Origin of the sequence: Actinoplanes sp. NPDC048967 (assembly GCF_040649415.1) — a bacterium.
Classification (GTDB): domain Bacteria; phylum Actinomycetota; class Actinomycetes; order Mycobacteriales; family Micromonosporaceae; genus Actinoplanes.
Genome location: NZ_JBEZFL010000006.1, coordinates 338,852 through 353,255 on the forward strand (window position 1 = coordinate 338,852; position 14,404 = coordinate 353,255).

The following is a 14,404-nucleotide window of genomic DNA, read 5'->3' on the forward strand; positions in this document are numbered from 1 at the left end:
GGCCGACAATTACGATCTTCTACGGCCCTCGGGGAATTGATCGCCGCGGCCCCGGCGACCTTGTGCCGGGGCCGCGAAATTGATCACGGTACGGCGGGATGCGCATCTCAACGGCCGCGCGGTGGCGGTTCGACCCGCGAAAACACGAATTGCGAATGAGTTCGTCGCATCTCCGCGGACCGGCCTCCATGTGCTCGGCGAAGCACCGGCCACCGACGGGGTGCCGGTCTCGACAAATTCGATCTCGTTCTTGGCTGTCAGGAATTGGCTCCATGATTCCTGGAGTGCGGCCCCGGAAAGATCGTGGCCGACTCACCGCCCCGCGTCGAAGAAGCGGTCGGTGCCGGTGTCGTACGAGGCGAGAAGGAGTCACCGGGTCCGTCCTGCGGGGGCCTCCGCCGCCGAGCTCGCCCGGCGCGGACCGGGTAGGTGAACCGGCTCAACCGGCGTCGCAAGTGGTGCGAGCGATCGCGCAGCCGAGGCGTCGCGCGGCCACCGGAGAGCTTGGCGAAGAACACCTTCTTGGCGCCCTCGACGAGAGCCAGGTAGCCGACCACCATGGCCACGAGCGTGACGAAGAAGCTCAGCGGCAGCGCTGCGAAGCCCAGCGGCTCGGCCAGCGGTGAGAACGGCAGGACGGCACCGGTCAGCACCACGCCGCCGGCGGCGACCATCAACGGCAGGCTGGGCCGGCTGCGCAGGAAGGGGATCCGCCGGGTACGGATGGCGAAGACGACCAGGATCTGAGTGGCGAGCGACTCCACGAACCAGCCGGTCCGGAACAAGGCGGGCCCCGCGTGGAAGACGGCGAGCATCACCCAGAAGGTGAGCAGGTCGAACAGGGAGCTGAGCGGACCGAAGAACAGCATGAAACGGCGGATGAACGCGATGTCCCAGTGCGCCGGCGCGGCGAGCTGCTCGACGTCGACCCGGTCGGTGGGAATGGCGAGCTGGCTGGAGTCGTAGAGCAGGTTGTTGAGCAGGATCTGGCCGGGCAGCATCGGCAGGAAACTCAGCACCCCGGACGCGGCGGCGGCACTGAACATGTTGCCGAAATTGCTGGACGTCCCCATCAGCACGTACTTGATGGTGTTGGCGAAGATCCGTCGGCCTTCGGCCACACCGTCGGCCAGCACGCCGAGGTCCTTCTCCAGCAACACGACATCGGCGGCGTCCTTGGCGACGTCGGCGGCGGTGTCCACGGACAGTCCGACGTCCGCGGCGTGCAGCGCGAGGGCGTCGTTCACGCCGTCGCCGAGGAAGCCGACGACGTGGGACCGGCGCAACAGCCGTACGACCCTTGCCTTCTGCTCGGGCGACACCCGCGCGAAGATCGTCGCCGCGGAGGCGGCGGCGGTGAGCCGGCCGTCATCGAGCCCGTCGATGTCGGTGCCGGTCAGCGTGCCGGCGGAGGCCAGGCCGAGCTCGGCGCAGACCTTCTCGGCGACGCGCGCGTTGTCCCCGGTGGCGATCTTCACGGTGACGCCGAGCCCGGCCAGCCGGCGCAATGAGCCGGCGGCGCCGGCTTTCGGCGGGTCGAGGAAGATCAGGAAGCCCTCGAGGCGCAGGTCCCGCTCGTCCGCGGCGGTGAGGGCGACGGCCTGCGGCGCCGGCCGGCCGGCGACCGCGACGACCCGGCTGCCCGCCGCGAACTGCTCCTCCAGAACCACCCGCGCGGCTTCCGGTACATCCACGCAACGGGCGAGGATCGACTCGGGAGCGCCCTTGGCGACGATCAGCCGCGTGCCGTCCGGTGCGTCGACGAGGACCGAGGTCATTCGGCGCTCGTGGTCGAACGGCACCAGCGCCAGCGGGCGGTAGTCGTCGACGGTGATCCGCGGAGCCCGCCACAACGCCGTGTCCAGAGCGTTGCCTCCGGTGCGCTCCTCGGTGGCCAGCATTCCGTACCGGAGGACGCGCGACGACTCCCGGCCGTCGGGGCCGACAGCGGCTCGCAAGCTGACGCTGCCGTCCGTCAGGGTGCCGGTCTTGTCGGTGACCAGGACGTCCAGGTCGCCCAGATCCTCGATGCACACCAGCCGCTTCACCAGCACCTTGCGGCGGGCCAGTTGCCGCGATCCGGCGGCCAGGCTGGTGCTGACCACGGCGGGCAGCAGTTGCGGGGTGATACCGACGGCGATGGCCAGTGCGAACAGGGCCGCGTCGAGCATCGGCCGGTCAAGCAGCACGTTGGTCACGAAGATCGCCACGGTCAGGATTACGGCGACCTGGAGCAGCAGGACCGAGAAGCGCCGCAGCCCGACCCGGAACGCCGTCTCCGGAGGCCGCTCGCCCAGGCCCACCGCGATCCGCCCGACCTGGGTGTCAGCCGCGGTGCTCACCACGACGCCGACACCGGAACCGCTGTGCACAACAGTGCCCATGAAGGCGCAGGACGCCGCCTCCGCGAGAGCAGTGCCGGCGGGAACTGCGGCGACGGCCTTGTCGACCGGCAGCGACTCGCCGGTGAGGACAGCCTCGTCGCAGGTCAGGTCGGTCGCGTCGAGCAGCCGTACGTCGGCGGGCACGACGGCACCGAGCCGCAGGTGGACGATGTCACCCGGGACGAGGTCGAACACGTCGGTGTCGCTGAGGACGCCGTCGCGGAGCACCGCGACGGAATGCCGGATCTGCGCATGCAGGTTCAGTGCGGCCCGTTCGGCCCGGTACTCGTTGACGAAACCCAGCGCGACGCTGGCCGTGAGGATCAGGGCGATGACGACGGCGTCGGTGTGGTCGCCGAGGACGAACGCGGTCGTCGCAGTCCCCACCAGCAGCAGGAGCAGGGCGCTGCGGAACTGCCGGACCAGGACGCGCCAGGCGCGGACCCGATGAGCGGCGACGGCATTCGGCCCCAGCGCGGCGAGGCGGGCCCGCGCCCGGGCCGGGGACAGTCCGGTGGCGGCCGAGTCGAGTGCCTCCAGGACGGCGGCGGGCGTCAGCGTCGCGGCCTCGGCGACGGTCAGGACTTCTCGGCGCCGGCCCGGAACAGCAGCAGTACCGGCGGACTCGGAGATGCGGGTGGTCATCGGCTGCCATCGCATGTCATCCGGCTGCGTACGTGCGGCACGGCGAACTCCTGACCTGCGACGGATGATCACGTCCGCATCCCATCCTGGCGCGATCGACGCCGTCCGGGCAGGGCCGAAGGTCACTGCCGGGCCCCCGCGTCGGTCCCGCCGGATCGGGCCGTCGAGCCCGTACAGCGGCAACCAGAGGCACAGGTCACCGCAACCCGGGCAGCGCAGCGCCCTCGAGCTCGTGGTCCGGCCGTTCCCCGGTGTCGCGGGCCCGGCGCCGGGCCCGGACACCGGCGGTCGCCCAGCCGGCCAGCACCCCGCCGGCCACCGGGGCGATCAGATAGGCGGCGAGCAGCCGGAACTCCCCGGAGAACACGGCCGGACCGAGCTGCCGGGCCGGGTTGGCGGAGCCACCGGTGAGCGTCCCGAGCACCGCCCCCTGCAATCCGAACAGGCCGCCCACGATCCACACCAGCGGCCAGGCGGGCCGCCGGGCTGCCACCACGCACATCACCGCCACGATGACCGCCAGGGTCGCCGCCTCGGCGAGCGTGACCGACAGACCGCCCCAGCCCGGTCCGGGCTGCACGACCGCCCACCGGACGGGCCGCTCGGCCACCGCGGGTCCCCAGCAGAGCCTGGTCACCGCGGCGGCGGCGATCGAACCGGCGGTCTGGGCCGCCAGGTAGGGCAGGACCCGCCGGGCCGGCACGGAGCCGGACGCGAACAGGCCCACCGTGATCGCCGGGTTCATGTGGGCACCGCTGAAGCGTCCCGGCGGCGAGGCCGCGAAGCCGACGATGACCAGGCCGACCAGCACCGACACGACGATCACCCGGATCCGCAGTTCGGTGCCGGTGGCCCGCGCCCCCATCGTGCCGATGCCCCAGCGCACGAGGGTGAAGACCGTCGCCATGAAGGCCGTCGTCAGACCGAGTTCGACCAGGGCGGCACGGCCGTCCACCCTCGTCGGCCGCATCGTCGCCCGTGCTGTCACGTCCACGAGGACGAGGATCGTCGCGAGATCACCCTGCCGGCAGGGACCATGGTCCCGTTCAGCCCGGCCGGCCGGCCCCGGGCCGCAGCGGGTGCGATCAAGGAGGCACCGGTGTAGACCGGGAGGGTCCGGCGACGAGGAGGTCGAGATGACAGCGATCGTGCCCGCCCTGCCCGTGCTGCTGGTGGCCGCGCTGGGGCTCGCGCCGGGCGTCCCCGCGACCGGGTCGGCCCCAGGGGCACCCGGCGTCGATCAGCAGTATCTTCCGGCCGACAAGTCGGGGCTGCTCACCTCGCGGACGCGGGTGAGCAAGGTCTGGGCGACCGTGCAGCGCGAGGGCGGCCTGGGCGAGATCTTCTACCCGACCATCGGCGGGCCGAGCGCCCGCTCGCTGACCTTCGTGGTGACCGCCCGCGGCGGCATCGCCAAGGCCGCAGTCCGCACCGAGCAGCTCGACGGCCTGCGCTTCCGGCAGACGTACGACGGCTCCGGGTGGCGCCTCACCGCCGACTACACGACCGACCCCGCGCGGTCGGCTGTCCTGGTCGACCTGTCGTTCGCCGCGCCGCGTGGTCATCAGCTGTTCGCGGTCTACGACCCGGCGCTGGGCAACACCCGGGCGGGTGACTCGGGGCGTACCTCCGGCGGGGCGCTGCTCGCCACGGACGGTGCGGTGTCGAGCGCGCTGGTCGGCTCCTTCACCGCCACGTCCAGCGGCTTCGCCGGGGTCAGCGACGGGCTCACCGACCTGCGCGACGGGCGGATGGACTGGCGCTACTCGTCGGCCGCGGCCGGCAACCTGGTGCAGACGGCCGCGCTGCGCGGCCGGCACAGCACTCTCGCGCTCGGCTTCGCCGGCTCCGCCGCCGCGGCGCTGACCACTGCCCGGCGTTCTCTGCGGGACGGCTTCGGCAGCGTCGCACGCTCTTACGCGTACGGCTGGAAGCGTTATCTGGCCGGCTTGAGCGCCCCGCCGCGGGTGTTGCGCGGCCCCGCGCAGCGGCAGCTCTACCGCACCTCCGCGATGGTCCTCGCGGCCTCCGAGGACAAGACCCACCCGGGGGCGTACGTCGCGGCGCCGGCCTCACCGTGGGCGTTCGGCACGGATGACCCGTCCGGGCCCTACCACCTGGTGTGGTCACGCGACCTCTACCAGATCGCCACGGGACTCATCGCCGCCGGTGACCGCGCCGGCGCCGGGCGCGCCCTGGACTTCCTCTTCGATGTGCAGCAGAAGGAGGACGGCTCGTTCCCGCAGAACTCCCAGGTGGACGGCACTCCGGTGTGGGGCGGCCTGCAACTCGACGAGGTGGCGCTCCCGATCGTGCTGGCCTACCAGCTGGGTCGCGGGGACACCTGGCCGGGCGTCAAGCGGGCGGCCGACTTCCTGGCCGGGTATCCCGGCGCGCCGTTCACGCCGCAGGAACGCTGGGAGAACCAGTCGGGCTACTCGCCCAACACCATCGCCACGGCCGTCGCCGGCCTGGTGTGTGCCGCCGCGCTCGCGCGTTCCCACGGTGACCCGGCGGCGAGCCGGCGGTATCTCGCGACGGCCGACTCGTGGCGGGACCGGGTCAAGGCGTGGACGGTGACGAGCACCGGCCCGTACTCGGCCCGGCCGTACTTCCTGCGGCTGACCAAGGACGGCAACCCGGACGCCGGCACCACGTACAGCATCGGCGACAGCGGACCGGTCGATGTGGACCAGCGGCGGGTGGTCGATCCCGGTTTCCTCGACCTGGTCCGTCTCGGCATCCTGTCGCCGTCCGACCCCGACGTGGTGAACACCCTGGCCGTGGTGGACGCGCAGCTCGGTGTGGCCACCCCGCGGGGCTTCTTCTGGCACCGGGCCTCGTTCGACGGTTTCGGTGAGCAACTCGACGGCAGCCAGTGGGAGTACGACGAGCCGCCGGGCTCACTGGTCTCCCGCGGCCGGGCCTGGCCCCTGCTCAGCGGCGAACGCGGCGAGTACGAGATCGCCGCGGGTGACCTGCGGGCGGCGGCCTCCCGGCTCGCCGCGATGACCCGTACCACCGGACCCGGCGGCATGCTCCCCGAGCAGGTGTGGGACCACACTCCGCCGGCGGGACAGGGTCGCTTCGAGCCGGGCACGCCCACGTTCTCGGCGACGCCATTGGCGTGGACCCACGCGCAGTACCTGAGGCTGGCGCGCGACCTGGCCGAGGGCCGGGTCGTCGAACAGCCTGCCGTGGTCGCCGACCGCTACCTCGGGCACAATCGACCGGCCCGATGACCGCGGTCGCGAAGCCGCGAACGCCGCCCCACCCGCGGTGACGGCGAGCCTGTCGCCTACCGTTCACCCGGGGGTGGGTGCCGCATGACGCGTACCGGTGGGGCCGGGGCCCTGATCCTTCTGAGGCACGGGCAGAGCGTGAGCAACGCGGCCGACGTCTTCACCGGCTGGTCCGACGCCCCCTTGAGCGAGCTGGGCGTGGCGCAGGCCCGCGGGGCCGCGGCGACCCTGCGGGAGCTGGGCGTACGGCCGACGGGGGTGCACACGTCTCTGCTGCGGCGCTCGATCGCCACCGCGGAGATCGTCATGGACGGGCTGGGCCGCGGCTGGGCACCGGTGCATCGGTCCTGGCGGCTCAACGAACGCCACTACGGCGCGCTCACCGGCCGGGACAAGCGCGCGGTCGCCGCCGAGGTCGACGGCTCCGTCTTCCGTGCCTGGCGGCGGTCGTTCGGGGTCGCGCCGCCCGCCATGAGCGAGGAGGCCGCCGTCGTCATGTACGCCGACGAACGGTATGCGGACCTGCCGGCCGGCGCACGACCGCGGACCGAGAGCCTCGCCGATTGTCAGGCCCGCGTGCTGCCGTACTGGTCCGACGTGTTGTTCCCGCGGGTGCTCGCGGGTGAGACACCGTTGGTGGTGGGGCATGGCAACAGTCTGCGTGCGTTCGTGATGTACCTCGAGGGACTCGGGCCCGCCGAGGTGGAGCGTCTCGACATTCCGACCGGTGTGCCGATGCGGTACCGGCTCGACCGGTCGGGCATCCCTGTCGTGACGAACCATGGACGGTACCTCGATCCGGTCGGTGCCGGCGAGCAGGTGCGGATCGGCCCGGCAGCTGCCGGTCTCTGAACCTGCCGGGACGTCCGTCGTCGCATGCCGGCCGGCTACCGGAGCAGGTCGCGCCGGTGCACGGGACTGCGTCCCGGGGGCTGGACAGGATCACCGGCCACCGCGCTGACGGCGGGAATGGACCTGGTCACCTGAAGGCGTAGCCCTTCGTGACGGCGGATCGTCCGCCACGGAAACGCCGCGCCGGCCCAGCCCAGCGTGGCGGCCCGCTCCCGGGTCAGGTCGAGCGTCGCCTGGCGCCAGCGCAGGGCCTCGGCCGCCGCGCCCCTGGACCATGGCGAGACGGACCGCCTGCTGCACCTCCGCGTCGCCATCGACCTCGACGTCGGCGCCGCCCCAGAACGTGTCCAGGTACGCCCGCTGCGCGGCGAGCAGACCTGCCCAGCCCAGGAACCGGGCCCCTCGATCGACGCGGCGGCCTGATCCCGGAGCGCGGGCAGTGACCGCCGGCTCGACCAGCCGTAGGCGACGAATTTGACCAGGCGCGACCGCTGCCCCGGCTCGAGCCGGCAGACCACCGTGGTGCGGGCCAGGTCAGGTTCCGCCTCGGCGCCACCTCGTACTCGATCGCCGCTATGGACCGCTGGGTCATGGACACCAGGCACGTCGACCGCACCTGTACCGCGCGACCGGCCGTCGACTCCCACTCCACCTCGCGGCGCAGCACTCCGTCGCGCAGATCGAGCGCTCGCTCGTGCCGGCGCAGCCGGCCGTCCCGCAGGTCGAACGGCTCATCGTCGACCAGCAGGCGGATCACCTTGCCGTTGGTGACGTTGACCGCTGTCCGGATCACCAAGAGCGTCCGCGCGCCCGGAACACACCTTGCGCCCCGCCCTGCACCCGCCCGGTGGAAACGGCACCGGCCGGCGCCCGACGGGTTGATCCGCATCACGACGAAAGGGCAGTGGGGCCGGTGAGTTCGAGCCGGTAGGAGGCATCGGCCAGCCGGACCCACAGCTCTGCTCGGGCGCCGCCGGCTCGCCAGGCCATGCGCAACTCCCCGGCTGGGGCGGATGTCAGCGAAAAGGTGCCGAGGAAGGCCGGATGGGCGTTGCGGATGCGGATGAGCCGGCACAATTCCGTCACGACGGGCCGGCGGAGCGCCTCGACCACCTCGGCCTCGGAGTACGCCGGCCGGTTGATCTCACGCGGATCGCCGGCTCGAGCTGCCGGGATAACGTTGCGGCCGGCGAGCAGGCCGGCGTAGTACACCTGCGGAATCCCGGGCACGAACAGGTGCACCAGACGCGCCAGCAGATACCGCTGGTCGTCGCGGCCGAGAGCGTCGTAGGCGGTGCAGCTGACCTGATAGAAGCGCCCGCCGGGAACGACACCGGCGACGCTCGTACCGCCGCTGTTGCGGTCGATTGTCCGCACGAGTCCCTCCAGCTCAGCGGCCGACAGCGCGGTGTCCGCGGCATCCGCGCCGGGACCGGCGTCGATCAGGCCGATGCCGTCGTGCGTGTCGAGCACCGTGACACAGTTGCCGGGCCGGCGGGCCAGCCAGTCGTGCAAACGACGCCCGTCGCCGGTGAACAGGGCGTGCAGAATCAACGGGGCCAGCACGAAGTCGTAGACACGGTCGACCCTGGTGGCGACGTCGATCGCGACGTGGCCGGGAGCGTGCACCTCGGCGAGGACCTCGAGCCCGAGCAGCCGTGCCTCGCCGGCGATGTCGTCGATGAACTCCATCGTCTCAGGTGTCAGGAAGCAGGAGGTGCCGGCTGTCTTGACCGCGTAACCGACCGCGTCGAGGCGCACCATCGCCACGCCGTTGTCCGCCAGACGGTGCAGCACCTGACTGAGATACCGGCGCGCCGCGGGATGCCGGACGTCCAGGTCGACCTGCCGCGACGTGAACGTGGTCCACACCAGGCGGTGGTGGCCACCGAGGAGCGCCTGCGTGAACGGCAGGCCGGGTCGCGGGCGCACGTTGCCTACCAGGTCCTGCTCGGTGGCACCGTCGGGACGACGTCCACGCTCCGGCCGAGTCTCCGCAGATCGGTCCAGCTGCCCAGGCGGGGGTCCACCGTGAGGTGGTCGACCGGGTCGAAGCCGGCGTCGGCGCCGTCGATGGGCAGGAAGAACGGCAGCACGTGCACCCCGCCGAACAGGCCGGCGAGCGGGCCGTCCAGCAGGCGGTCCAAGGCCGGCAGCGAGCCACCCAGCCGGTCCGCGTACGCGATCAGCTGCACCAGGTCGCGAACCCGGCCGGCGGTGGACGGATCGCCCATGGCGGCTCCTCTCGTCGTCCTGACCTCAGCCGGGCGGGTCGCGTCGCAGGTGCCACACCACACTGGCCTGATCGCCGGGCGGTAACCCGAGGTCCAGTCCGGCATGCATCAGGACGGCGCCGTCGAGGACCACGCCGCGCTCTCCATCGCGGTACCGCGCCGAGGGGTCGAGCCCGCGCAGGCACACGATCGGCACATCGATCTCCCGTGGCCGGGTGAACAGCCGCCAGGCCAGCACGACCGTCTCGGCGGCGTCCGCGCTCACGTACTGCACCACGGTCATGCGATCAAGCGCCGCGGGTCTCAGCCGGTACAGGTCTCCGTGCTGGACGAGATGGCGGATCCGCCGGTACGTCGCCGTCAGGCGAGCGGCCTCGCGCCGATCGGGTTCCGGCCAGGCCCGCAGGTCGCCGCTGAGCCCGAGGGCACCGGCCATGGCGACATGGAATCGGAAGGTCAGTGCGGAGGCCCGCCCGGTCACCGGGCTGGGGCTGTCGCCGGCGCAGGCCCCCATGGTGATCGCCGGGTAGATCTGGCTGTACCCCTCCTGAATGGCCATCCGGTCGGCCGGGTCGGTGTTGTCGGACGGCCACGACTGGTCGGCGCGACGCAGCATGCCCAGGTCGACGCGGCCACCGCCGCTGGCACAGGTCTCGATGCGCACCCTCGGGTGGTCGGCGCGCAGCCGGTCGATGATGCGGTAGAGGTTGCGGGTGTGGTCGGTGAGCGTCCGGCCGGGATCGGCGGATTCCGGCCAGCCGGCCTCGGTGAAGGCGCGGTTCGAGTCCCATTTCAGGAAGTCGATCGCGTTGTCGGTGAGCAGCTTGTCGAGCCAGGTGTACGCCCACTCGGCCACCTCCGGCCGGGCGAAGTTCAGCACCAGCTGGTGGCGGATCTCGGTGCGGTGGCGGTGGGGCATGTGCAGCGTCCAGTCGGGATGATCGTGGTACAGCCGGCTGTCGGGGTTCACCATCTCCGGCTCGACCCACAACCCGAACCGCATGCCGAGCCGGTGGACCTCGGCGATGAGCGGGCCCAGCCCGTCAGGGAAACGGTCAGGGTGAGGCCACCAGTCCCCCAGCCCGGCCCGGTCGTCGGTCCGCGTGCTGAACCAGCCGTCGTCCAGCACGTACAACTCGGCACCGAGCTCGGCGGCCACCCGGGCCATCCTCCGCTGCCCCGCCTCGTCGACGTCGAAGCCACAGCCCTCCCACGAGTTGTAGAACACCGGCCGGACCTCGTCGGCGGCCGGCAGCACGTGCGCGCGGACGTAGGCGTGCCATTGCCGGCTGGTGGCGCCGAACCCGCCGGCGCTGTACAGGCCGGCACACATCGGGCTCTGCCAGGTCTCGCCCGGCTGCAGCCGCCAGGCCGGTTCGCCGGGTCCGGAACCGGCACTGATGGTCACGTGGCCGGCCAGCGTCCGGCGCGTCGTGATCCGCCAGTTGCCGCTCCAGGCGAGCGCCACCGACCACACCTGGCCGTGCTCCTCACTCGCATCCGCCCGGTCGACGATCAGCCACGGGTTGACCTCCTGCCGGGTGACGCCGCGGCGGCTGGTCAGCGTGAACTCGCCCGTGTCCAGGTTCATCCGCTGCAACTGGAACTCGACCTTGGTCTCGCCGCCGACGTAGCTGAGGCGATGGACCGGATGGGCGGGAACGGTCCAGCTGGCGGCGTCCACCGCGGATACCGAGACGGGCGCGCCGGCCCCGGTGTGGCGCAGCACGGTCCAGCGTTCGATGACGTCGCTGTCGGGACGTACGCGGTAGTGCAGCTCGACGTGCAGCGGATAGTGGCGGTCGGCCAGCGTGACCCGCAGGTGGCCGCCGTCGATGTGATGTCCGCCGGGCACCCATTCGACGGCGCGGGTGCCGTCGCCGAACGCCACCTGCAGGGAGGGCGGACCGAAGCGTTCCCCGCCCTCGCCGGGCAGTTCCTCGCCGAGGATGTCGTCGTGGTCGCGTGGCGGCAACGGCAGACCGGCCACCTGGTCGAGGGTCAGTGCCGGACCCCACCAGACGTGCCAGACGCTGCCGGCCGTCAGCCGGAGCCCGTACGCCGTCGTGCGGCCGTACAGCACCCACGTCCCCGTGCCGGCGTCATGCCGGACGGTACCCGGTCCGTGGTCGGCCATGGTCGTGATCGTATGCCCGGCGGATCCACGGCGGTACTCGTCGGCGGCCGCGTTGCCCGAGCAGGTCGGGACCTTCGGCCCTCGCCCGTTCCCGGTCCCGGGTGAGGTCATGGGGAGGTCGCGAATCGTCGAAGTGGGGCAGGACCCGAGATGAGCTTCTGGGCGAAGGCCAGGTGCAGGACAGGGCTGCACCCGGGGGAATGGTCCTCGCCCGGGCGCCGATGCGAAATCGTGAGAGTCTGCCCATCCTGTGGCAGGCGGGAAGAGAAACCGCGCCACTCCTGGGGGCAGTTCGCCTACCTCACGGCCGACGAGTGTGACCAGACCCGCCGATGCCGGCGATGTGGTGCGACGGAGAGCCGACTCGTGCACGCCTGGGGACCCTGGTTCTACGTCAACAACGAGATGAACTCGCCGCAGGTCCACACGTGCCGGCGGTGCCATGAGAAGGAAAGGACCGCCTACACGATGCGGTGAAACCGGCGACCGCATCACCGGCGATCGGCCGCGGGTCCCGTCGTGGCCGGGCGAGGAGTCGAACCTCGCATGTAGGCGCGGGGAATTCCCTCGGTCCGCCCCACCCTGTTCGGGTAGTTGCCGCATGTCTACCGGCCTTGATCCGGGCGTTCCCGCCCTTCCCTCTCATGGTGCACCGGCAGCACACGCCGGCAGCAGGGCCGAGCGGCCGCAGATGGAGAGCGCAACGGCCCGCTGGAACAGGACCGTCGTCCCACTGAGAGCGTCAGGAACGCAAGACGCTTCACCGTACGGCCCGGGACGGCTCGAGGAACTCATGTCGCACGGATACGTCGTGGTCGGCCTCGACCAGCCCGGCGTCGTGAAGGCCGGCCTGCACCAACCGACGATGTTCCTCACCCGCGACGCGGAACGATGCGTGCCGCCTACGCGAAACTGTCCGGCGGCCTGTTGCGGTCCGCCCCCGGAGTAGCCCTGTCCCGAAGATGACGGAATCGACTTCCCGGCCCGTGCCGTGCTCCTACAGTGATGCAGGGACCATCGGTGATCACTTGATCCCGCGGGCGGCAGCCAAGGAGAAGTCAGATGTCTTCCACACCGAGCCCTGCCGCCGGCCGGCACTTCATCGCCGATCTGGGTGTCAACGTCAAGATCCTCGCGACGATCGCGGTCGCGGTCGTCGTCGCCGTCACGGTCGGGATCGTCGGCCTGGTCGCGTTGAGCGCCGCCAGTGCGTCCGCGCATCTGCTGTACACCAGCAACGTGGCCGGGATCAAGGCGATGGGGCAGCTGGAAGCCACCGTACGACAGGCTCGATCGGATGTCGCCAACGTCGCGTTGTCCCAGGACGACGCGACCGCCGAGAAGTACGTCGCCGCGTTCGCCGCCGACAAGCCGGTCTTCGACACCGCGTCTGCCGAGTACAGCAGGAGTGGTCCTGCCGACCGAGCCGTCTTCGCCGATCTGCAGTCGAGATGGCAGGCGTACGTCCAGCTGGTGGAGACCACCTTGATCCCGCTGGGCAGAGCCAACGATCTGCCCGGGTATCAGAAAGTCCGCGACGGGGAGGTCGTACCGGTCATGGCGGCCATCAGCCAGGACGTCGACGTGCTGGTGGACAAGGAGGACACGGCCGCCGCCGAGGCAGCCGCGGGAGCCGACTCGGCCTATCGATCCAGCCGCATGCATTCGATTCTGCTGCTGGTCATCGGGGCATTGCTGGCACTCGGACTCGGGCTGCTGACCGCCCGTGGGATCGTGCGTTCCCTGTACCGGGTCAAAGACGTCTGCGACGCTCTGGCCGCGGGAGATCTCACGCGCACGAGCGGTCTGATGTCACGCGACGAACCCGGCCGGATGGGCCAGGCCCTCGATGCCGCCGTGGTCAACCTGCGGACGACGGTCGCGACCATCGACGGCTCGGCGTCCTCGCTGGCCAGCGCCTCGGAGCAGATGTCCAGCACCGCGACGCAGATCGCCGCCTCCGCCGAGGAGACATCCGCACAGGCGCAGACAGTGTCTGCCGCCGCCGAACAGATCTCCCGCAGCGTGGACACCGTCTCGGCCGGCAGTGAGGAGATGGGCGCGTCCATCCGGGAGATCTCACAGAACGCCACGGAAGCCGCCCAGGTCGCGTCCCAAGCGGTCTCCGTCACCGCGGCGACCTCGGCCACGATGACCAAACTCGGTGAGTCGTCCGCCGAGATCGGCAACGTCGTCAAGGTGATCACCGCCATCGCCGAACAGACCAACCTGCTCGCTCTCAACGCCACCATCGAAGCGGCCCGCGCCGGCGAGATGGGCAAGGGCTTCGCCGTCGTCGCCTCGGAGGTCAAGGATCTGGCTCAGGAGACGGCCCGGGCCACCGAGGACATCTCCCACCGCGTGGAGGCCATCCAGGCCGACACCACCGGCGCGGTGACCGCCATCGAGGAGATCACCCGGGTCATCGCCCGGATCAGTGACTTCCAGACCACCATCGCCTCGGCGGTCGAGGAGCAGACGGCCACCACCGCCGAGATGAACCGTAGCGTCACCGAAGCGGCCACCGGTACCTCCGACATCGCCCTCAACATCACCGGTGTGGCCGAGGCGGCCCGCCTCACCAGCGAGGGCGTCACCCAGTCGCAGCAGGCCACCTCGGAGCTCGCCCGCCTCTCCAGCGACCTCAAGGCCCTGGTCACGAACTTCCGCTACTGAGAACCCGCGGACTCATCGGTACAGGTACGCGCGGTCGCCGCGATCGGACAGCAGCGCGCCGCGCACGTCGAGATCCTCCCGCCGGGCCACAGGGTGGGCCGGCTCAGCCGGGGACCGGCCATCAGGGCCGAACGACCTGCTCGGCGGGCGCCGTACGGCGGTTCCATCGGTGTCCTTCGGCGGTAGAACCGCACGTCTCGGCACCGAAGACTGGGGGATGTCCGACGCGTTCCC

The 14,404-nt window shown here is 71.4% G+C and carries 8 protein-coding genes and 1 pseudogene; 3 read left to right on the forward strand and 6 right to left on the reverse strand.

Features of this window, described 5'->3' with window-relative positions; all coding sequences use genetic code 11:
* Positions 1-257: 257 nt before the first annotated feature.
* Both mgtA and AB0C12_RS27175 read right to left on the reverse strand, forming a co-directional pair.
* On the reverse strand, positions 258-3,029 hold the full coding sequence (gene mgtA / locus AB0C12_RS27170; RefSeq protein ID WP_360552635.1) for a magnesium-translocating P-type ATPase: 2,772 nt from the start codon (positions 3,027-3,029) through the stop codon (positions 258-260).
* 196 nt (positions 3,030-3,225) lie between these two features.
* Complete coding sequence (locus tag AB0C12_RS27175; protein ID WP_360552637.1) at positions 3,226-4,023, reverse strand: aquaporin; 798 nt, start codon at positions 4,021-4,023, stop codon at positions 3,226-3,228.
* 142 nt (positions 4,024-4,165) lie between these two features.
* Here AB0C12_RS27175 and AB0C12_RS27180 point away from each other — a divergent pair, with 142 nt between their 5' ends.
* Positions 4,166-6,271: a glycoside hydrolase family 15 protein gene (locus AB0C12_RS27180; RefSeq protein WP_360552639.1), complete on the forward strand. Its 2,106-nt coding sequence runs from the start codon at positions 4,166-4,168 to the stop codon at positions 6,269-6,271.
* Between the two features lie 84 nt (positions 6,272-6,355).
* Positions 6,356-7,123, forward strand: a complete 768-nt coding sequence (locus AB0C12_RS27185) for a 2,3-bisphosphoglycerate-dependent phosphoglycerate mutase (protein WP_360552641.1) — start codon at positions 6,356-6,358, stop codon at positions 7,121-7,123.
* 158 nt (positions 7,124-7,281) lie between these two features.
* Here the strand turns inward: AB0C12_RS27185 and AB0C12_RS27190 are convergent.
* From AB0C12_RS27190 to AB0C12_RS27205, 4 genes and pseudogenes are all read right to left on the reverse strand, one after another.
* A pseudogene (locus AB0C12_RS27190) lies at positions 7,282-7,910 on the reverse strand (family 65 glycosyl hydrolase); the annotation flags it as partial.
* A 101-nt stretch (positions 7,911-8,011) separates the two neighbouring features.
* Positions 8,012-9,055: a hypothetical protein gene (locus AB0C12_RS27195; protein WP_360552642.1), complete on the reverse strand. Its 1,044-nt coding sequence runs from the start codon at positions 9,053-9,055 to the stop codon at positions 8,012-8,014.
* Positions 9,056-9,060: 5 nt separating this feature from the next.
* Positions 9,061-9,357: a hypothetical protein gene (locus AB0C12_RS27200; RefSeq protein ID WP_360552643.1), complete on the reverse strand. Its 297-nt coding sequence runs from the start codon at positions 9,355-9,357 to the stop codon at positions 9,061-9,063.
* Positions 9,358-9,382: 25 nt separating this feature from the next.
* Positions 9,383-11,494, reverse strand: coding sequence for an alpha-galactosidase (locus AB0C12_RS27205; RefSeq protein WP_360552644.1), 2,112 nt, complete (start codon positions 11,492-11,494; stop codon positions 9,383-9,385).
* 1,062 nt (positions 11,495-12,556) lie between these two features.
* Between AB0C12_RS27205 and AB0C12_RS27210 the strand changes: the two genes are divergently transcribed.
* On the forward strand, positions 12,557-14,170 hold the full coding sequence (locus AB0C12_RS27210; protein ID WP_360552645.1) for a methyl-accepting chemotaxis protein: 1,614 nt from the start codon (positions 12,557-12,559) through the stop codon (positions 14,168-14,170).
* The last annotated feature ends 234 nt before the right edge of the window (positions 14,171-14,404 follow it).